This is a genomic window from Terrabacter terrigena (assembly GCF_042676085.1).
GTDB lineage: Bacteria > Actinomycetota > Actinomycetes > Actinomycetales > Dermatophilaceae > Terrabacter > Terrabacter terrigena.
Genome location: NZ_JBHTKH010000005.1, coordinates 253,103 through 272,114 on the forward strand (window position 1 = coordinate 253,103; position 19,012 = coordinate 272,114).

Annotated in this window: 21 protein-coding genes, 1 tRNA gene and 1 riboswitch; of the genes, 12 read left to right on the forward strand and 10 right to left on the reverse strand. The window is 72.8% G+C overall.

All coding sequences use genetic code 11. The annotated features are described in order from the left end of the window. Positions 1-21 precede the first annotated feature (21 nt). On the forward strand, positions 22-471 hold the full coding sequence (gene nirD / locus ACFQ2V_RS10220; protein WP_386052583.1) for a nitrite reductase small subunit NirD: 450 nt from the start codon (positions 22-24) through the stop codon (positions 469-471). Between the two features lie 117 nt (positions 472-588). Here nirD and ACFQ2V_RS10225 read toward each other — a convergent pair whose 3' ends face one another. Then, positions 589-1,458 (reverse strand): SDR family oxidoreductase, encoded by an 870-nt coding sequence (locus ACFQ2V_RS10225; protein ID WP_386052584.1) that lies wholly within the window; start codon positions 1,456-1,458, stop codon positions 589-591. Positions 1,459-1,553: 95 nt separating this feature from the next. Between ACFQ2V_RS10225 and ACFQ2V_RS10230 the strand changes: the two genes are divergently transcribed. Further along, entirely contained in the window at positions 1,554-1,943 is a 390-nt protein-coding gene (locus tag ACFQ2V_RS10230) for a winged helix-turn-helix transcriptional regulator (protein ID WP_386052585.1), read from the forward strand. Positions 1,944-1,975: 32 nt separating this feature from the next. Here the strand turns inward: ACFQ2V_RS10230 and ACFQ2V_RS10235 are convergent, their stop codons facing one another. Beyond that, positions 1,976-3,109 carry a uroporphyrinogen-III synthase gene (locus ACFQ2V_RS10235; RefSeq protein ID WP_449343043.1) on the reverse strand — a complete coding sequence of 378 codons (1,134 nt, stop codon included), beginning with the start codon at positions 3,107-3,109 and terminating at the stop codon, positions 1,976-1,978. Between the two features lie 101 nt (positions 3,110-3,210). Then, positions 3,211-4,299 carry a uroporphyrinogen-III C-methyltransferase gene (cobA, locus tag ACFQ2V_RS10240; RefSeq protein ID WP_386052587.1) on the reverse strand — a complete coding sequence of 363 codons (1,089 nt, stop codon included), beginning with the start codon at positions 4,297-4,299 and terminating at the stop codon, positions 3,211-3,213. 232 nt (positions 4,300-4,531) lie between these two features. Between cobA and ACFQ2V_RS10245 the strand changes: the two genes are divergently transcribed. From ACFQ2V_RS10245 to crcB, 4 genes are all read left to right on the forward strand, one after another. After that, a complete protein-coding gene (locus ACFQ2V_RS10245; RefSeq protein ID WP_386052588.1) occupies positions 4,532-5,221 on the forward strand; it encodes a sirohydrochlorin chelatase in 690 nt (229 codons plus the stop codon). Positions 5,222-5,228: 7 nt separating this feature from the next. Further along, positions 5,229-5,305, forward strand: a riboswitch (Fluoride riboswitch). Between the two features lie 72 nt (positions 5,306-5,377). Then, on the forward strand, positions 5,378-5,920 hold the full coding sequence (locus ACFQ2V_RS10250; protein ID WP_386052589.1) for a universal stress protein: 543 nt from the start codon (positions 5,378-5,380) through the stop codon (positions 5,918-5,920). Beyond that, a complete protein-coding gene (locus ACFQ2V_RS10255) occupies positions 5,911-6,396 on the forward strand; it encodes a fluoride efflux transporter FluC (RefSeq protein WP_386052590.1) in 486 nt (161 codons plus the stop codon). The genes ACFQ2V_RS10250 and ACFQ2V_RS10255 overlap by 10 nt, the downstream gene beginning before the upstream one ends. Beyond that, complete coding sequence (gene crcB / locus ACFQ2V_RS10260) at positions 6,393-6,770, forward strand: fluoride efflux transporter CrcB (protein ID WP_386052591.1); 378 nt, start codon at positions 6,393-6,395, stop codon at positions 6,768-6,770. The genes ACFQ2V_RS10255 and crcB overlap by 4 nt, the downstream gene beginning before the upstream one ends. A gap of 30 nt (positions 6,771-6,800) precedes the next feature. Here crcB and ACFQ2V_RS10265 read toward each other — a convergent pair whose 3' ends face one another. Further along, positions 6,801-7,394 (reverse strand): WXG100 family type VII secretion target, encoded by a 594-nt coding sequence (locus ACFQ2V_RS10265; protein WP_386052592.1) that lies wholly within the window; start codon positions 7,392-7,394, stop codon positions 6,801-6,803. Positions 7,395-7,517: 123 nt separating this feature from the next. On the opposite strand from ACFQ2V_RS10265, the gene ACFQ2V_RS10270 reads away from it, so the two are divergent. After that, entirely contained in the window at positions 7,518-8,186 is a 669-nt protein-coding gene (locus tag ACFQ2V_RS10270) for an IMPACT family protein (RefSeq protein ID WP_386052593.1), read from the forward strand. Positions 8,187-8,289: 103 nt separating this feature from the next. Next, positions 8,290-8,862 (forward strand): HhH-GPD-type base excision DNA repair protein, encoded by a 573-nt coding sequence (locus ACFQ2V_RS10275; protein WP_386052594.1) that lies wholly within the window; start codon positions 8,290-8,292, stop codon positions 8,860-8,862. Positions 8,863-8,942: 80 nt separating this feature from the next. On the opposite strand, the gene ACFQ2V_RS10280 is transcribed toward ACFQ2V_RS10275, so the two are convergent. Further along, positions 8,943-10,313 (reverse strand): cystathionine beta-synthase, encoded by a 1,371-nt coding sequence (locus ACFQ2V_RS10280; RefSeq protein ID WP_386052595.1) that lies wholly within the window; start codon positions 10,311-10,313, stop codon positions 8,943-8,945. A 222-nt stretch (positions 10,314-10,535) separates the two neighbouring features. Here ACFQ2V_RS10280 and ACFQ2V_RS10285 point away from each other — a divergent pair, with 222 nt between their 5' ends. Next, on the forward strand, positions 10,536-11,669 hold the full coding sequence (locus ACFQ2V_RS10285; RefSeq protein WP_386052596.1) for an SGNH/GDSL hydrolase family protein: 1,134 nt from the start codon (positions 10,536-10,538) through the stop codon (positions 11,667-11,669). A gap of 125 nt (positions 11,670-11,794) precedes the next feature. On the opposite strand, the gene ACFQ2V_RS10290 is transcribed toward ACFQ2V_RS10285, so the two are convergent. Further along, the gene (locus tag ACFQ2V_RS10290; protein WP_386052597.1) at positions 11,795-12,550 is read right to left on the reverse strand and encodes a hypothetical protein; all 756 of its coding nucleotides are present in this window, start codon (positions 12,548-12,550) and stop codon (positions 11,795-11,797) included. Positions 12,551-12,768: 218 nt separating this feature from the next. Between ACFQ2V_RS10290 and ACFQ2V_RS10295 the strand changes: the two genes are divergently transcribed. Beyond that, positions 12,769-13,992 carry an acetyl-CoA C-acetyltransferase gene (locus tag ACFQ2V_RS10295; RefSeq protein WP_386052598.1) on the forward strand — a complete coding sequence of 408 codons (1,224 nt, stop codon included), beginning with the start codon at positions 12,769-12,771 and terminating at the stop codon, positions 13,990-13,992. 106 nt (positions 13,993-14,098) lie between these two features. On the opposite strand, the gene ACFQ2V_RS10300 is transcribed toward ACFQ2V_RS10295, so the two are convergent. Both ACFQ2V_RS10300 and ACFQ2V_RS10305 read right to left on the reverse strand, forming a co-directional pair. Next, positions 14,099-14,386: a hypothetical protein gene (locus ACFQ2V_RS10300; RefSeq protein ID WP_386052599.1), complete on the reverse strand. Its 288-nt coding sequence runs from the start codon at positions 14,384-14,386 to the stop codon at positions 14,099-14,101. Between the two features lie 51 nt (positions 14,387-14,437). Next, complete coding sequence (locus tag ACFQ2V_RS10305) at positions 14,438-15,319, reverse strand: Bax inhibitor-1/YccA family protein (RefSeq protein ID WP_386052600.1); 882 nt, start codon at positions 15,317-15,319, stop codon at positions 14,438-14,440. A gap of 149 nt (positions 15,320-15,468) precedes the next feature. Here ACFQ2V_RS10305 and ACFQ2V_RS10310 point away from each other — a divergent pair. Beyond that, positions 15,469-15,543, forward strand: a tRNA-Leu gene (locus tag ACFQ2V_RS10310). 188 nt (positions 15,544-15,731) lie between these two features. Continuing rightward, the gene (gene mptB / locus ACFQ2V_RS10315) at positions 15,732-17,339 is read left to right on the forward strand and encodes a polyprenol phosphomannose-dependent alpha 1,6 mannosyltransferase MptB (protein ID WP_386052601.1); all 1,608 of its coding nucleotides are present in this window, start codon (positions 15,732-15,734) and stop codon (positions 17,337-17,339) included. A 91-nt stretch (positions 17,340-17,430) separates the two neighbouring features. Here mptB and ACFQ2V_RS10320 read toward each other — a convergent pair whose 3' ends face one another. Then, positions 17,431-18,405, reverse strand: coding sequence for a Ppx/GppA phosphatase family protein (locus tag ACFQ2V_RS10320; RefSeq protein WP_386052602.1), 975 nt, complete (start codon positions 18,403-18,405; stop codon positions 17,431-17,433). Further along, a complete protein-coding gene (locus tag ACFQ2V_RS10325) occupies positions 18,398-18,988 on the reverse strand; it encodes a DUF501 domain-containing protein (RefSeq protein ID WP_386052603.1) in 591 nt (196 codons plus the stop codon). The genes ACFQ2V_RS10320 and ACFQ2V_RS10325 overlap by 8 nt, the downstream gene beginning before the upstream one ends. Positions 18,989-19,012 lie beyond the last annotated feature (24 nt).

Genomic DNA, 19,012 nt, shown 5'->3' on the forward strand with positions numbered 1-19,012 from the left:
TGAGCCAGAGAGGATCCCGAGATGACCAGCATCGCCACCGCCCCCGAGATCACCACCGACCCCGAGGTCGCTGCGACCGCGCTGGCCCGGGCCCGCACCGTGGTGCGCCCCGGCATCGTGCCCGCCCCCGGAGCCAAGCAGTGGGTGCCGGCCTGCGACGTGCACCGGCTCGTCCCGGGCCGTGGCGTCGCGGTGCTGCTCCCCGGCGGAGCCCAGGCCGCGCTCTTCCTGCTGCCCAACGGGATGATCTACGCCGTCGACAACCTCGACCCCTACGCCGGCGCGGCGGTGCTGTCGCGCGGGCTGACCGGCGACCGGGGTGGCGAGCCGACGGTCGCGTCACCGCTGCTCAAGCAGGTCTTCTCGCTGCGCACCGGCGCCGCCCTAGACGACGACGCCACCGCCCTGCCGACGTATGCCGTCCGCGTCCAGCACGGCATCGTCCACATCGGCCTCCCCCTCCTCCCCTGACCGTCGAGGGGCCAATCCTGACCAGTGAGCATGCGAGCGGCACACGTCGGCCTCTCGACCGTGGAGGAGCGGGACGACGTGGCCTCTCGACGGTTGGGAAGGCGGGGGTCCGTCGGGTCAGGCGGCGGTGGTGACCAGGGCGGCGCGCACGGCTGCCTCGAGGTCGGTCGTCGGTCGGCCGGCCAGGCGCGAGAGGTCACCGGAGTCGGTGAACAGGGCGCCCTCGGCGATGCCGCGGTCGCTGTCGGCCAGCACGGCGGCATACCCCTCGGGGAGCCCCGCGGCCACGAGCGCCGCCGTGTAGTCCTCGACCGAGAGGTCGCGGTAGTCCACGTCGCGCCCGCTCGCAGTGGCGACCGCAGCGGCATACTCGGCGAGCGTGAAGGCGTGGTCGCCACCGAGCTCGTACACGGCACCGTCGTGCTCGCCACCGGCGAGCACCGCCGCAGCCGCGGCGGCGTAGTCGGCACGCGTCGCCGCGCTCACCCGGCCGTCGCGGGCCGCGCCGAGGACGGCGCCGTGCTCGAGGACGGTCGGGAGCTGGCCCGTGTAGTTCTCGAGGTACCAGGAGTTGCGGAGCAGGGCGTACGTCAGGCCTGAGGCGGCGAGCAGCTCCTCCGTCGCGCGGTGCTCTGCCGCGAGCGCCAGGTCGGAGGTGTCGGCCCGGGTGATGCTCGTGTAGGCGACGAAGCCCACCCCGGCCCGCTTGGCGGCCTCGATGGCGTTGGTGTGCTGAGGAACTCGCGCGCCCACCTCGCTGCCTGAGACGAGGAGGAGGCGGTCGACCCCGGCGAAGGCCGCGTCGAGTGAAGCCGGGTCGTCGTAGTCGGCGCGGCGCACCTCGACCCCTCGTTCGGCCAGGTCGGCGATCGACTCGGTGTTGCGGGCGGTGGCGACGACGTCGGCGGCGGACGTGCCGCGGTCGAGCAGGGCCTCGACGACGAGGCGGCCGAGGTGGCCGCTGGCACCGGTGACGAGAAGGGTCATGACGTTCCTTTCGAAGGGCTGGACACCCACATGAACGACCGGGCTAACGGCATGCTTCCCAGAAGTTAGTACCCACTTTGAAGTAAGGTACTGACATGACAGCTAGTCCGACGCTGCGCGACTTCTTCCCGGATGCCGTCTACTCGTCCGGGTGCCCGAGCCGGGTCGTCCTCGACCACGTGACGAGCAAGTGGGGCACGCTCGTGCTCCTCGCGCTGTCCGAGGGCGAGCCGTTGCGGTGGAGCGAGCTGCGCCGCAGGGCTGAGGGCGTGAGCGAGAAGATGCTCGCGCAGACGCTGAAGCTGCTCGAGGCCGACGGGCTCGTCAGCCGTCACGCGCGCCCGGTCGTGCCGCCGCACGTCGAGTACTCCCTCACGTCACGCGGCGCCGAGCTCGCCGAGCGCATGGTTCCGCTCATGCTGTGGATCGTCGAGAACGCGCCCGACATCCTCGCCGACGCCGAGGCCGCCGCCACCTCGCGCTGACCGCACCCCGCGCCGAGCCGGCCCATGGGACCTCAGACGTTCAGGCGATAGCCCCGCCGCACGACCGTCTGCACGAGGTGCCGGTCCGGCAGTGCGGACCGCAGGCGGCTGACCGCCATGTCGAGGGCGTGCTCGTTCTCGGCGTCGGGCAGCTCGTCGAGCAGGCGTTCCCGGCTCAGCACCGCGCCGGGTTCCGACATCAGGGCCGCGAGCATCGCCCGAGGCCCACGCGCCAGGGTGACGGTCTGCCCACCGAACGTCACGACGCGTCCGTGCACGACGAGCGGCCCGAGCGCCGTCTGCACCTGCTCGACGCCGTTCACGGTGAGGTGCTCGATGACGGTGCGGATGAGCGCGCCCATGCGGAACCGTTCCGGCATGATCGGGGTCACGCCGAGGTCGAGCAGGGGTTCGGCGGTCACGGGCCCGACGGCCGCAGCCGTGACCCCGCACCGCAGGGCGTCGACCAGCACGCCGTCCATGCCGAGCTGCGCTGCGGCAGAGACGAGTCCGTCCACGGCGGGTGCTGACGTGAAGGTCACGACATCGACCTCTCGGGCGGCGACGGCAGCCACCAGCCGGCCGAGCCGGCTCTCGTCGGTGGGGCGCACCCACCGGTAGGGGGCGACGGTCAGCACGGAGGCGCCGGCCGCTCTCAGCCGCTCCAGCTGCTCGACGTCCTCGTGGCCGTGCAGCTGCACCGCCACCCGCTTGCCGCGTACGCCGGCATCGAGCACCAGGCCGATCGTGGAGGCGGTGCGCTCGTCGTGGGCGATGCCGTCGTCGTCGTGGCCCGCGGCTCGCACGGCCCCGCGCGCCTTGGGTCCCCGCACGATGATGCGCGCCTCGTCGAGCGTGCGGGCCAGGGCGTCCCCGAGCCCGGCGGCGTCTGCGGCCTCGATCCACCTGCGGAAGCCGTAGGCCGTCGTCACGACGACGACGTCAGGTCGACAGGCGATGACCGCCCTCGTGTCACCGATGAGGATCTCGTCCTGCTCGACCGGGGCGATGCGGACGGCCGGTGCGTGCAGCACCTCGGCGCCGCGCCGCACGAAGGCGTCGATGAGGTCAGCCGACCGTCGGTCCGACGTCACGGCGATGCGGAACCCCGAGAGCACGGGGCCGCTCGGCTCGAGGCGGCCACTGTCGGTGTCGGGCCCGTTCAGCTCGGCGGACCAGGCCGTGTGCGGATGCCGCCCGGGCGTCGACGGCGAGTCCGCCTGCGCCTCGTCACCGGCAGCCGACCCCGTGCGCCGCTCGTGGCCGTTCACCCGACAGCGCCCCTCGCGGGGCTCGCACACTCGGGATGCACGGCACCCGCGCGCCGGGCCCACACCTCGGACTGGCGCACGACCTCCCCGACGACGATCACCGCCGGCGCCGCGGCCCCTGCACGTGCGGCGAGGTCGGCCAGCGAGCCGACGGTGCCCACGACGCTGCGCTGGTCGGGCGTGAAGCCGCGCTCCACGACGGCCGCCGGGGTGTCCGGCGAGAGCCCGGCGCGCACGAGGGCGGTGGTGATCGGCACGAGGTTGTGCATACCCATGAGGAACACGACGGTGCCGCCGAGCGTGGCGAGCGACGCAGCCTGGTGCGGCTCCAACGGCACGTGGCCGGACACGACGGTGAAGACGTGGCTCACGCCGCGGTGGGTCACGGGTATGCCGGCCGCACCGGGCACGCCGACCGCCGACGAGACGCCCGGGACCACCGTCACGTGCAGCCCCGCCTCGACAGCGGCCAGGACCTCCTCGCCGCCGCGGCCGAAGACGTAGGGGTCGCCGCCCTTGAGGCGTACGACCACGTGGCCCGCACGGGCACGCTCGACCATGATCCGCTCGATCTCGGCCTGCGGAACCGCGTGGTGGCCGGCGCGCTTGCCGACGTCGATCACCTCGGCGCCCGGCGCGAGGGCGGCGACGTCACCCACCTCGGCGAGCCGGTCGGTGAGCACGACGTCGGCCTCGGCGAGGGCGCGGACCCCGGCGAGCGTGAGCAGCTCGAGACCCCCGGGACCCGCGCCGACGAGGACCACACGACCGCCGGTCGAGCACTCGCCGTCGACGCCCTCGGGCCCGTCGTCCGTCTCCGGCGCGGGCACTGGGGCGGGCGCGGCGTCGGTGACGACGACGCAGCCGGCCGCGAGCGCAGCGCGCGCGGCCGTCCACGTGACGGCAGCGCCGACCAGCACGCCCAGGCGCGCAGCGGCGCAGGCCTCGGGAGTCACCGCGTCGGGTGAGTCGGCCGTGGCCACGACGGCTCCCGCTCGCGAGTAGCGGCGCACCGCGGAGCGGAGTGCGTGGGGCGGTCCGACGACGAGCACGGGCACGCCGGTGAGGTCGGTGTCGATCAGCACGGCGGACTCCTTCCGTCGCAGCTCGGTTTCGCGGTGCTCCCACGCTAGGAAGTGCGTGTTTCATCCGCGTTTCGATCGTGCGATGCGCTGGTAACGACCGGCTCACCCGTTCGCCCGGTGAGGGTGCGTCCCACCGGAGGCGTCGCAATTCGACCCGGTCGTCGGAGCCGCCGGTCGGCTGGTCGGTGAGCCGTCGCGTCCTCGTGGTCTCCCCACCTGACAGAGTGACGTCATGACCCGTCAAGCGCCCGTGCTCGTCGCGGCCGCCCACGGCACGTCGTCCCCGGCGGGGAGGTCAGCCATCGGCGGGCTCGTGGCCGCCGTCTGCGCCAGGCGGCCCGACCTCACGGTGCGTGCGGCGTACGTCGACGTCCAGCCCCCCGACCCCGCGGCCGTGCTGGCCTCGCTCGCGGACGGTCGGAACGCTCGGCTCGTCCCGCTGCTCCTCTCGGCGGGCTACCACGTCTACGTCGACCTCACCGATGCCGCCGGATCGGTGCCGGGCACCACCGTCGCGCCCGCGCTGGGGCCGGACGACCGGCTCGCCGAGCTGCTCCGGCGTCGGCTCGTCACCGCCGGGCTTCGCGACGACGACGCCGTCGTGCTCGCTGCGGCCGGCTCGTCGCAGCCGTCAGCCGTCGAGGACTGCCGCACCGTCGCGACTGAGCTCGGACGCCTCCTGCGACGCCCCGTCACGGCGGCGTTCCTGTCAGCCGCAGAGCCGAGGCTTGCGGATGCCGTTGTGTCGCAACGTGTTCCCGGCCGCCGCGTCGTCGTCGCCACCTACCTGCTGGCGCCCGGCTTCTTCGCCGACCTTGCCGCCAGGGCGGGGGCCGACGTCGTCACACCACCGCTGCTGGTCCCCGGCGAGCCGGCGCCCGACGAGCTCGTCGACATCGTCCTCGAGCGCTTCCTCGGTTGACGCTAGGGTGGTGCCCGGCGATGGATCCCGCCGGGGCACCACGGGTGCCCGAACCGCCGACCGGCTGATGGTTCCTGTTCATCCGCGGTGCGCGTTGCCGCGGCGATGGGCAGGCCCGGGCGCCGCGCCCGTCACCGAGTGACTGGAGATTCACCGATGGGCGAGCGCGTGCCACCCCAGCCGCATCATTCACGACTGACGGACTTCGCCGGTCACCCGCTGGTCGTGGGCGTGGTCGCCGACCAGGCACCGATCGTCGCGCTGACGGCGGTGTCGCTGGCTCGGGCGACCGCCGCCCCGGCCGTCTACTTCGCGCACGTCGACACCTCGCGCTACGCCGACGCCGAGCACCCCGACGGGACCGTCCGTCACCTGCCGATCGACCCCGACGCCGACGACCGGGCCTGGCCCGAGCGAGAGGCCTCCCTCGTGCGGATGGTCGGCGAGTGGATGGACGGCCAGGACGTGCCGTGGCGCTTCCGCTACCTCGCGGGGCGCCCGGACCGGGCCCTGACCCATCTCGCCCGCGCAGTCGACGCCGCGGCGTTCGTCGTGGGGACGCACGTCGGTCGCCACCACCGGGTCGCGGACTTCGTGAACGGTTCCGTCTCGACGCAGCTGTCCCACCGCCAGCACCGACCGGTCGTGGTCGTGCCCGTCGACGTCGTCGACTGGGAGGGCCGGGCCCCGTGGGAGTGACCGCCGGCGAGCCCGACCGGGTGTCGACCCCGACGGCGCCGGCCCCGCGGCCGGCACACCGGCACGCCGGGCTGCTCGCGCTCATCTTCGTCGGAGGCGCCGTGGGCACTGCTGCGCGGGCCGCGCTCGAGAACCTCTTGCCGGCCGAGCCAGCCGGCATTCCCTGGATGACCTTGGCCATCAACGTCATCGGGTCGCTCGTGCTGGCGCTGTTGGTCGAGTGGCTCGCTCGCACCGGTGACGACGTGGGGCGACGAAGGGCCTCCCGGCTGACGCTCGGCACAGGAGCACTCGGGGGCTTCACGACCTACAGCACCTTCGCCGTCGAGACGGTCCAGCGAGCGACGTCCGGTTCGGCTGCCGTGGGCCTCGTCTACGCCGTCGGCAGCATCGTTCTCGGTGCGGCCGCCGCTGCCGCGGGGTTCGTCGGCGCGCGCCGCCTCACGCGGGCGTCCGGGGCGGAGCCCCTCCGATGACGATGCTGCTCCTCGCGGTCGCGGGTGGCCTCGGGGCCGTCTCCCGCTTCCTCGCGGACGCGTTCGTGGCCCGGCACAACCCGTTCCGTATGCCGCTCGGCACCCTCGTCATCAACGTCACGGGCTCGCTGCTGCTGGGCCTGCTCACCGGTCTGCTCTCCGCCGGGTCGCCGGACTCGGCCGGGGCCAGCGTGCGCGCCGTCCTCGGCGCCGGGTTCTGCGGCGGCTACACCACGTTCAGCACGGCTTCGGTCGAGACCGTGCGGCTGTGGGTCGCGCAGGACCGTGGCACCGGGGTGAGGTACGCCGCCGCGACGCTCTTCGGGTCGGTCGGGGCGGCCGCCCTCGGCCTCTGGCTCGGCGCGCTCCTCTGACCCGGACCGGCGACCAGCCGCGGCCTTCGGTCAGCGGACGGGCAGGCCCAGCCGGTGCGCAGCGGCAGCCCCGACGGCCGCCGACGGGACCGGGTGGAACCATCCGACCGGCACGCCGTCCTGCGGCTCGAACCCCTGCCCGACGCCGATCCACTCGGCCCAGCCCATCGCGGTCTGCGCCTGCGGAGCCCACGTCGACCCGACGGAGGAGGCGCCGACAGGAGCCGCCCACGCGGCAGGCTGATGACCTGCTCGGCCGCCGTGCCCGGCGCCGGCCGGGTCGGCGACGTGGCCGAAGGACGCGTGGCGCGACACCTGACCTGACGCACCCGACGCCTGACCCGACGTGTCGACGGGGCGTCCGCTCGAACGGTGCTGCAGGTCTGCGTTGTCGTTCAGCCGGCGCGCGAGCCGGTCGAAGTCGGCGCTGAGGCGCACGAGGTCCTGCTCGACCCGGCGCCACCTCTCGACCAGGTGCTGCAGGTCCGGCCCCTGCCAGACTCGCTGCATCGTCGACACCGCCCGCCGGCCGCGCGCCCGCACGAGGTCGACCTCGTCGCCGAACGACGCCATCCGCCCCGCCGAGTCGCGCAGCGCGTCGACGTCAGCACCCTTCGAGAACACAGAACTCCCCTTCACCCCTGCAAACCGGACCAATCCTCACCCGACCACGCGCCCGCGTGCAACGGGGAGCGCTCCCCGGTCTGCCGGCATACTCGAGGGGTCCCGACCACCCCTAGGGAAGGTGTGCCGCTGAGCTCGCCACGCAGCTACCTGACCCTCGCGTCGCCGGCCAGGGCCGAGATCGAGGTGCGTCGCTCCCGCTTCGTGTGCGACGTCGCGCCCGCGACGTCGGAGGAGGCCGCCCGGGCCTTCGTCGGGCAGGTGCGCGCGGGCAGCCGCGACGCGCGACACCACTGCACGGCATACGTCCTCGGCCCCGACGGGGCGACGCTGCGCAGCAACGACGACGGTGAACCGTCGGGCACGGCAGGTGCGCCCATGCTCGACGTGCTGCGTAGCCACGGCCTCGTCGACGTGGTCGCCGTCGTCACGCGCTGGTTCGGCGGCACGCTGCTCGGCACCGGCGGTCTGATCCGCGCCTACGGCGACGCGCTCACGGCAGCCCTCGAGCAGGCGCGGCTGCGGAGGATGGAGCGTCGCGAGGGGCTCGTCGTCGATGTAGGGGCGGTCCACGGGCCGCGCGTCGAGAACGCACTGCGCGGGCACGAGGGCTGCGACGTCACGCACACCGGATGGACGGCAGACGGGCTCGTGCTACACCTCGCGGTCGTGCCCGGGACGCAGGACTCGCTCGCCCGGCTCGTCGCATCGCTGACATCGGGCGCCGGGCACGTCGCCGCCGGGCCGCAGAGCTGGGTGCCGATCTCGTTGCATCCGCCCGTCGGGGACTGACCGACCGGGCGGCTCCGGCTCAGGTGGGCATCCGGTGCTGGCGGCGCCGCAGACCGACCATATGGGGCAGCCCGCCCCGGCTGGCGCGTGAGAGCATGCCTGCATGGGCTTCCAGATCGCGGGCGATCCCGCCGCTGACCAGGTGCTCGACGAGCACCCGTTCGCCGTCGTCGTCGGCATGATGCTCGACCAGCAGTACGGCATGGAGCACGCCTTCCGTGGCGGCTACAAGGTGCTGAGCCGGTTCGGCACCCTCGACCCCGCCGCCATCGCGGCCGCGGACCCCGACGAGTTCAAGGCGATGGCGAGCACGCCGCCGGCGATCCACCGGTTCCCGGGCTCGATGGCCGCGCGCCTGCAGGAGCTCGCCGCGCTCGTCGAGAGCCGCTACGACGGCGACGTCACCCGCCTCTGGACCGAGGCGCAGACCGGCAGGGAGCTGCTGAAGCGCGTGCAGGAGCTGCCCGGCTTCGGCAAGCAGAAGGCGCAGATCTTCGTGGCGCTGCTCGCCAAGCAGCTCGGCGTGCGTCCGGAGGGATGGGAGGCCGCGGCGGGCGACTACGCCCTCGACGGCTACCGCTCGGTGGCGGACGTCGTCGACGGCGACTCCCTGCTCAAGGTGCGAGAGTTCAAGCAGGCCAAGAAGGCCAGCGCCAAGGCGGCCCAGGACGCCTGAGCCACAACAGTTTCCGCACGTATGCCGCTGGGCTCGCCTCCGAGAGAAGCGAGCCCAGCGGCATACGTGGTTGGTGTCTGTCAGTCGGCGAGGAAGCCGAGGAGGTCGGCGCGGGTGAGCACACCGATCGGCTTGCCGTCCTCGACGACGAGGATCGCGTCGCAGTCCTCGAGCTCCTTGCGCGCCGCGGACACCGGCGAACCGGCGCCGACCAGCGGCAGCCCGGGCTCCATGTGCTTCTCGACCGAGTCGGCGAGGTGGGCCTGACCGGTGAACAGGGCCTGCAGCAGGGCGCGCTCGCTCACCGACCCGGCGACCTCACCCGACATGACGGGCGGCTCGGCCTTGACGACGGGCATCTGCGAGACGCCGTACTCGCGCAGGATCTGCACCGCGTCGCGGATGGTCTCGTTGGGGTGGGTGTGCACGAGGGCGGGCATGTCACCCGACTTCGTGCGCAGCACCGAACCGACGGTCTCCTCGGTGTGGTCGTTGAGGAAGCCGTAGGAGTGCATCCACTCGTCGTTGAAGATCTTGCTCATGTAGCCGCGGCCCGAGTCGGGCAGTAGCACGACGACGACGGCGTCCTCGGGGAGGTCCTTCGCGGCGCGCAGGGCCGCGACGACGGCCATGCCGCACGAGCCGCCGACGAGCAGGCCCTCCTCGCGGGCGAGCCGGCGCGTCATCTCGAAGGAGTCGGCATCGCTGACCGCGATGACCTCGTCGACGACGGACGGGTCGTAGGCCCCCGGCCAGAAGTCCTCGCCCACGCCCTCGACGAGGTAGGGCCGGCCGGTGCCACCGGAGTACACGGAGCCCTCGGGGTCGGCGGCGATGATGCGCACGGCGCCGTCACTGACCTCCTTGAGGTACTTGCCGGTGCCGCTGATGGTGCCGCCCGTGCCGGCGCCCGCGACGAAGTGCGTCACCCTGCCGTCGGTGTCGTTCCAGACCTCCGGGCCGGTGGTCAGGTAGTGGCTGTTGGGGCCCTCGGGGTTGTAGTACTGGTTCGGCTTCCAGGCGCCGTCGATCTCACGGACGAGCCGGTCGGAGACCGAGTAGTAGGAGTCGGGGTGCTCGGGCTCGACGGCCGTCGGGCAGACGACGACCTCGGCGCCGTACGCCTTCAGCACGTCGCGCTTGTCCTGGCTCACCTTGTCGGGGCAGACGAAGACGCACTTGTAGCCCTTGCGCTGTGCCACGAGGGCCAGGCCCACCCCGGTGTTGCCGCTCGTCGGCTCGACGATGGTGCCGCCCGGCTCGAGCAGCCCGTCGCGCTCCGCGGCCTCGACCATGCGCAGGGCGATGCGGTCCTTCACCGAACCGCCGGGGTTGAAGTACTCGACCTTCGCCAGCACCGTGCATCTCACCCCCGCGTCGGCGACGACCGAACCGAGCTTGACCAGTGGCGTGTTCCCGACGAGGTCGGCGACGTTCTCTGCATACTTCACCCGCCCATCCTAGGAGGGACGTCCCACGGGTCGAGACCCGCGGCCCCCTCCACGAGCCCCGGCTACGGGCCTGCTCCACCGTCAGGCGGAGACTCGCGGACCTGGACGAACCGGGCACGGAGCCAGGGCCCCGGGCGTTACCGTGGTGGACCGGTTTCCGGACGTCCGGGTCGCCCACGACCCGGCAGGAACACGGCACGACGACGGCGGGAGGCTCTCGAGATGGGGCGTGCACGACGCGCACGCAGGATCGCGCAGCAGGCGGCGTACGGCGGCGGAGTCGGGGTGGCGGGCCTCGGAGCCCTCAGCCTGCTCGGCTACGGGCTGCTGCGAGCCGAGGCACGCATGGCGCGGCGCATCGTCGGCCAGCCCTTCGAGGGCGCTCCGGAGGACAGCGGCACCTACGGCTCGGGCCACGGCACACCGGTGCAGTTCCTGGTGCTGGGTGACTCCACCGGCGTCGGCATGGGCGCCGACCACCCGCACCAGACGATCGGCGCCACGATCGCGAGCGGCGTGGCCGCCTTCAGCGGGCGACCCGTGGAGCTGACGAACGTCGCCGTCATCGGTGCCGAGTCCTCCGACCTCGACGAGCAGGTCGAGCGCGGCCTGGCTGCCGTGCCCGAGCCCGACGTCGCCGTCATCATGGTCGGCGCCAACGACGTCACGCACCGCATCGACACCTCCGTCGCCGTGCGCCACCTCGAGATGGCCGTCCGGTCACTGCGTGAGGCGGGGGCCGAGGTGGTCGTCGGAACGTGCCCGGACCTCGGGGCCATCGAGCCGGTGCCGCAGCCGCTGCGGCTGCTCGCCCGCCGCTGGTCGCGCGACCTGGCCGCGGCCCAGACGGTGGCCGTCGTCGAGGCCGGAGGCCGCGCGGTGTCGGTCGGCGACCTCCTCAGCGAGGCGTTCTCGGCCGAGCCGACGGTGATGTTCAGCAAGGACCGCTTCCACCCGAGTCCGGCCGGCTACGCACGTGTCGCGGCCGCCCTGCTGCCGACGGTGAGCGCCGCGCTCGACCTTTTCGGCGAGCGGAGCGCACCCGCCGAGCCGAACCTGCGCCGGGGCGAGAGTGTCGGGCCGGTCGCCAAGGCCGCCATGCGGGCGGTCACGCAGCCGGGCACCGAGGTCGCGCCGGCAGAGGTCGACGGGCAGGCCCGAGGGGCCCAGGGCCGCTGGGCCGTGCTGCTCCACCGCATCCGGCCGGCGGTGCCGCTGTCCGCCCCGGCCGGTCTCGGCGAGCCGGTCACTCCGGAGGGCGCCGCCGACGCTGCGCCGGTTCCGGGTCCCGTCGCGCAGGAGGCGGACGAGCCCACTGCCGACGACACACCCGCCGAGGACCCCGTCGCGCGCTAGCGGGCACGTGCGGCGACATCCCCGGTGAGGCGGCCCACGGCGTACGACCGCGTCGGCGAGACGTCGAAGGGCCCGTCCGCACGGCGCGGACGGACCCTTCGCACAGCTGGATCGGCTGGACCGCGTCAGCCGATCTTCATGATCTCCGAGGCGGCGGGCGCCTTGATGCCGAGGTCCTCGTTCCACTTGGAGAAGTCGAGCTGGCCCGGGCTCGCGGAGGAGCCGGTGAAGCGCACGACCTCGAACTTGTCCTTGGAGACGTAGAGGGCGCCCTCGGTCTTGCCCTTCTTGTCGGTGAGCACCCAGCACGGCACCCCGTTGACGTCCTCGCTGGCGACGTCCTTCGCGAGCTGGCTGGGCGTCACGGCGCCGAAGGCCTTCTCGAGGAAGGTCTTCAGGCTCAGGCTCTCGGTCATGGCGCTGGCCGAGGTGGGGGCCTTGATGAACTTGTTGCCGGCCTTCTGCACCGACGCCGGAGCGCCCTGCTTCTTCCAGAACTCTGCGTCGGCCTGGATGAAGACACCGTCGGCGAGCGAGATCACGCGCGCCTTGCCGTCGCCCTCCATGTCGATGGTGATGTCGGCGGTCTTGCCGTCGCTCGTGCCCTTGAAGTCGATCTTGATCGTCTTGCCGTTCTGGTCGACCTGCCCGACGAAGGCACCGGACTTCGCCGCGAGGGCGCTCGTCTTCGCCTTGCTCAGGATGTCGGACGCCTCAGTGGCGTCGCCGGAAGCAGCGGTCGTGGACGTGGCGGCGCCCGTCGCGGACGTGGTGCCGGCGGAGCCGGCGACGGGCGTCTCGGACTTGGAGCACGCGGCCGCGCCCAGGCTGATCGCGATGGCGCCGGACACGGCGACGACGCGGGTCGTGAAGGTCTTCATGGTGGGTGGTGCCCCCTGATCGTCGGAGGTCCGGGCTGAGCCGCCGGACCGGGGCCGGCAACACAGCTGCGCGCCGACAACCCGGTCAGCCTAGCGGGGCGCAGCGAGACGCATGTCATGGGCCGCGCCCTGTCCAACGGGTGCGAGGACGTCCTACCATCGAGTGACTGAGCAAGCGCTTAGTGGATCCCTCCCGATGAAGTAGCAGGAGAACCCCCGTGACCGAAGCCGTCATCGTCTCGACCGCCCGCTCGCCGTTCGGGCGTGCCTTCAAGGGCTCGCTCAAGGAGGTCCGTCCCGACGACCTCGCCGCCACCGTGATCCAGGCCGCGCTCGACAAGGTCCCGGGCCTCGACCCGTCGCTCGTCGAGGACCTCTACCTCGGCTGCGCCGAGCCGTCGGGCAAGCACGGCTCCAACATGGCCAAGGTGGTCGCCACCCTGCTCGGTCTCGACGCCACCCCGGCCGCGACGATCAACCGCTTCTGCGCCTCCTCGGCCCAGACCACCCGGATGGCCTTCCACGCGATCAAGGCCGGCGAGGGCGACATCTTCGTCTCCGCGGGTGTCGAGTGCGTCTCGCAGTACACCGACTGGGCCGGCGCCGGCGGCGCCAAGGCCGACGCGCAGAACCCGCGCTTCGCCGAGGCGCAGGAGCGCACCAAGCGAATCGCCGAGACCAACGAGACGTGGACCGACCCGCGCGCCGACGGCGCCCTGCCCGACATCTACATCGCGATGGGCCAGACCGCCGAGAACGTCGCGACGGCCTACGGCATCTCGCGCGACCGCCAGGACGAGTGGGGCGTCACGAGCCAGAACCGCGCCGAGGCCGCCATCGGCCGTGGCTTCTTCGACTGGGAGATCACCCCGGTCACCACGCCCGACGGCACGGTCGTCACCAAGGACGACGGCCCCCGCGCCGGCGTCACGCTCGAAGCGGTCCAGGCCCTCAACCCCGTGTTCCGCGAGCAGGGCACGGTCACCGCCGGCAACTGCTGCCCCCTCAACGACGGCGCCGCCGCCCTCGTCGTCATGAGTGACGCCAAGGCGAAGGAGCTGGGCCTGACGCCGCTCGCCCGCGTCGTCTCCACGGCCGCCACGGGCCTCTCCCCCGAGATCATGGGCCTGGGCCCGGTCGAGGCGAGCAACCTCGCGCTCAAGCGCGCCGGGCTCTCGATCGGCGACATCGACCTCTACGAGATCAACGAGGCCTTCGCGGCGCAGGTCATCGGTTCCGCCGACCAGATCGGCATGGACTACGACAAGCTCAACGTCAACGGCGGCGCCATCGCGATCGGCCACCCCTTCGGCGCCACGGGCGCGCGCATCACCGGCACGCTCATCAACGCACTGCGCGAGACCGACGGCCAGTTCGGCCTGGAGACCATGTGCGTGGGCGGTGGCCAGGGCATGGCGGTCATCTTCGAGCGCCTCAGCTGACCCCGTCTCCGTTCGAAAGAGCACGCCGTACGCGTACCGCGTGCTCTTTCGAACGGGCGGGGGGCCGAGTCAGGCGAGTCAGGGCGAGTCGGGCGAGTCAGCGGAATCAGAGGGAGCGGCGTATGCCGGCGAGCTCGGCCGCGACCGCGGCTGCGTCGGCGGCTGCGTCGGCGCGAGGCCGGGCGGCCAGCAGGTCGTGGACCATGACGGCGAGCTGGTCCATCAGGACGGCGGGCCCGAGGTCCGGCACCTCGCGCGACGGGACGCCGCGCTCGCCCGCCACGCGGTCGGCCAGCCGCTGCACGACGAGGCGGACGGACGGCATACGCGAAAGCGCGTGGTCGAGCGGCAGCTGGTGCCACCGCTCGACCACGCGCCGGAGCTCGTCCGACACCTCCTGCGGGGTCGGCGAACCCGCGCCCGGAGATGCCGGAGGTGCCACGCGTCAGTCGCGCAGTCGCGCGAACAGGCGGACGAACTCGATGTAGAGCCAGACCACCGACACGATGAGGCCGTGCGCGAGCAGCCAGGAGTACCTGGCCGGCGCGCCGAGGCGCACCGCGTGGTCGATGGAGTCGAAGTCGAACGCCAGCGACCAGGCCGCGAGGCCGACGCCGAGGATCGACAGGCCGATGCCGAGCATGCCGCTGCCACCGAAGCCCCAGCCGCTCAGCACGCCGGTCCACTGCAGGACCAGCTGCAGCAGCATGAAGAGGGCGTAGCCGATCAGCATGAACGTGAAGATGCGGCGGGTGCGGTTGTTGACCTTGACCAGGCCGAAGGCGTACGCCGCGTACATGCCGGCGAACGTGCAGGCCGTGGCGAGCACCGCCATGAGCACGACGCCCTTGTAGTTGGGGATCGTGTTGATCGTGTAGCTGAAGGCCCCGAGGAACGCTCCCTCGACCGCGGAGTACAGCACGATGAGCGGCACCGAGACGGTCTTCATGAACGCGATCGCGAGGCCCAGCAGGAGCCCGATGACCATGCCGCCGAGCCAGATCGGGCGGGCGAGACCCGGCGACCCGGACACCGTCACCCACGTCACGGCTCCTGCGGCGACCAGGAGGGCGAAGAGCCCGAGGCTCTTCATGATGACGTCGTCGAGCGTGACGCGGCCGGTGTCGACCGGACCGGCGCTCTGACGCGCGTACATGTCGTTGAGCTGCTGCGCGGACATCGCGTCCTGGGTCGCGTAACCCGTGGTTGCAGCCTGCGTCTGGGCGCCCGGCTGCTGCGGACTGCCCTGGGGAGCGCCGAAACCGGCGTAGCGCTCCTTCTCGATCTGCTTGTTGAGCCGGTCGAAGACCGGGTTTCCACCTGCCATGTGAGTGCGCTCCTCGAAGCACTGGGTGCCACGACCCGCTCCTGGGCGTGACGACTGTCCCCAACAGTAAGCGAACGCACCCCACCGATAGGTTCCCGGCGCACCCGTCCCGGTGCGTGACGACCACCCCGCGGCATACTTGGGCCGGCGCCCCCGTGGCCCAACCGGCAGAGGCAGGCGACTTAAAATCGCCAACGGTGAGGGTTCGAGTCCCTCCGGGGGTACGTGTTCAGCGTCGGTCGTCGGGGCACGGTTCGGTAACGTCGCCGCCCACCCCTTGGGCGTCGCACGGCACCCGGCACGCCGCTCCACCTAGAATGGCGGTCGAGAACGCGGTCCAGGGGCTGATCGTCGCTCCTTCACGGACTGTGCCGCGTCGGTGACGCGGCCCCTCAACCGAAGGAGCAAGCGGGTGCTGGAGCATCGTGTCGCGGGGGCGACGACTACTGCTCCCGCACGTGTGCGCCGCAGCACCTACCCCGACCTGACCGCAGCCGTCGCCGACTTCGGCGCCGACTTCGCCGCGCGCTTCACCGCGGCCCTCCGGCGCACCTGGGCCGACCCCATGGTCCGCCGCGGCACGGTGGGCACGTCGCTGGTCGCGGCCGGCTCGATCAGCCCAGCGTTCCTGCCCGGCGACACCTTCGAGACGCCGGTCTCGCCCCTCATCGGGCGCTTCGGACTCGAGTGGCTCGGCACCGGAGCCGGTCGCGTCTTCACCACGCTCCTGCTCGCCGTCGGGCTCGCGCTGCTCGTCGACGCGTGGCTGCGCATGCGCCCCGTCCACGGCCGCAAGGCGCCCTCGCTCGCCTGGCTGCTCTGGAGCCTGCCGATCATGCTCGCGCCGCCGCTCTTCAGCCGCGACGCCTACAGCTACGCCGCCCAGGGCAAGATCGTCTCCCGCGGCATGGACCCGTATGCCGTGGGGCCCTTCTGGGTGCCGGGGCCGTTCGCCGACCAGGTCGACCCCATGTGGGTGCAGACCCCGGCGCCCTACGGCCCGCTCGCGCTGCAGGTGCAGCATGCCGTCGTCCAGGTCTTCCCCGACCACGCGTATGCCGCCGCCGTCGCCATGCGCGTGCCCGCCCTGCTCGCCGTGGGGCTGCTCGCGTACGCCCTGCCCCGGCTCGCGGAGCGCTACGGCGTGAGCGGCCGGCACGCCCTGTGGCTCGGGGTGCTCAACCCGCTCGTCATCATGCACTTCATCGGTGGCGCCCACGGCGACGCCGTCATGGTCGCGCTCGTCGCGTTCGCGCTGCTGCTCGCCAGCCGGGGGCAGCTGATCGTCGCGGCGATGACGCTCGCGGCCGCCGCGGCGTACAAGCAGACGGCCGTGCTCGCGCTGATCGGTGTCGTCGGGATGGCCCTGCAGGCGCAGACCGACCTCGCCCCCGGCGCCACGGCCCGACTGCGCGCGATGGTGCGGCACGGCCTCACCTACGGCGGCATCATGGTGGTCACCTTCGCCGTCATCACGCAGCTCACCGGCCTCGGCTGGGGCTGGGTGCCCAACCTGTCGGTGCCCGTCTCGCTGCGCTCGATGCTGTCGCCGCCGACCTTCGTCGGCAGCGTCGTCGAGTGGCTGATGCGCGTCGGCGGCATGCCCGAGAGCGTGACCGCCGCCCCGGTCCCGATCGCCCAGAGCATCGGCCTCGCCGCCGGTCTGGTGGGCATCACGTGGATCACGTGGCGGGTCGCCCCGCGCAACCCGGTGCTCGCGACCGCCGGCGCGATGCTCGTGCTCTGCGCCTCGGGCCCGGTCATCCACCCGTGGTACCTCCTGTGGGGTGGCGTGCTGCTCGCCGCGGTCCGGCTCTCGGCGGTCCACGTGCGCGCGGTCGTCTTCGCGACGCTCTTCTTCGTCACCTACGGGGTCGTCGACGCCACCGTGTCCAACGGCACCTGGGCCCTCGGGGTCTCGGCCGCGCTCTGGATGGCGGCTCGGCTGCGGGCCCACCGACGCAGGGTGCACGAGCAGTCCGACGAGCCGGTGCTCGCGGCGTCCCTCCCCCGCGCCTGACGCATCCCCACCGCAGTGGCCGGCTCGATGTGGCGTGCCCGCGCCACTGACCGCAACGAGCCAGCCACGGCCGGTCAGATGCGACAGCGGGTCAGTGCCGGCAGGCGACGCTGAGGGCGATGCCGTCGAGGATGTCGTGCTCCGACGTGACGACCTCGGTGATGCCCGCCCGGTCGGCGACGCGCTCGACGACCCGCCGCCACACGAGCGCACCGGCGCCGATGACGTCGACGCGTCCGGGATGCATGTAGGGCAGGGCTGCCCGGTCGGCGCGGGTCATCGTCAGCAGGTCGTCGCACGCGGCGAGCACGTCGGCCACGGGCGCGTGGCTGAGGTGGATGCGCTCGGGGTCGTATGCCGTGAGGCGCAGCAGGTGCGCCGTGATGGTCGTGACGCTGCCGGCCAGGCCGACGAGGGCCGAGACCCCCTCGATGGGCACCGTGGACTCGGCGACGTCGAGGGCCGCGTCGATGTCGCGCGTGGCGGCCGCGATCTCGTCGGCGGTGGGAGGGTCGCTCACGAGGTGGCGCTCGGTCATGCGCACACAACCGATGTCGACCGAGCGCGCAGCCTCGACGTGGTCGGTGCCACGGACCAGCTCGGTCGAGCCCCCGCCGAGGTCGACGACGAGATAGGGCCCCGCGACACCCTTGGCCGCAAGGCCGCCCGTGGCGCCCGCGAACGAGAGCGAGGCCTCCTCGTCGCCGGAGACGACCTCGGGCGAGACCTCGGCGCCGTAGTGCTCCTGGAAGGCGGTGCGAACGCCCCCGATGAAGTCGGCGGCGTTCCGCGCGTCGCGCGACGCAGACGTGGCCACGAAGCGGACGGCCGACGCGCCGAGCTCGCGGCACTGGCCGGCATACTCGCGGGTGACGGCGAGCGTGCGCTCCATCGACTCGGGGGCGATCACGCCCGTCCGGTCGACGCCGTGGCCGAGCCGGACGATCTCCATGCGACGCAGCACGTCGGAGAGGGCGCCCGTGGACGGGTCGACGTCGGCGACGAGCAGGCGGATCGAGTTGGTGCCGCAGTCGATCGCCCCGACGCGGGTTGTGGGCTCAGCCATCGGCGCGGCCCGTCGCGTCCTCAGCCGCTCCGTCAGCGGCAGCGTCCTCGGCGGCGTCCTCGGCGGCGTGCGCGGCGGCGCACGAGGTGGGCTGCCACCAGTCGTCGAGCATCGCGAGCGCCTCGTCACCGAGAGGGTTGACGCCGGGGCCGGCGGCGAGGGAGTGGCCGATGAGCACGTGCAGGCACTTGACGCGGGTGGGCATGCCGCCGGCGGAGATGCCGTCGATCTCGGGCACGTGGCCCAGCTCGGCGCGCTGGGCCAGGTAGTGCTCGTGAGCGCGAGCGTAGGCGGCCGCGAGCTGCTCGTCCCGGCCGAGCCGCTCGGTCATCTCCTTCATGACCCCGACGCTCTCGAGGGTGCTGATGGCACCGGTGAGTCGTGGGCACGTCGCGTAGTACGTCGTCGGGAAGGGCGTGCCGTCGGGCAGCCGCGGCTCCGTGCGCAGCACGTCGGGCTCGCCGCAGGGGCAGCGGTGCGCCACCTCCACCACGCCACGCGGGCGCCGGCCGAGCTGCCTCTCCACGGCGGTGAGGTCGGCGGGGTCGACGGCAGGACGGGACGGACGGGTGGGGTCGCTCACTCGGCACTCACTTGGGGCTCACTC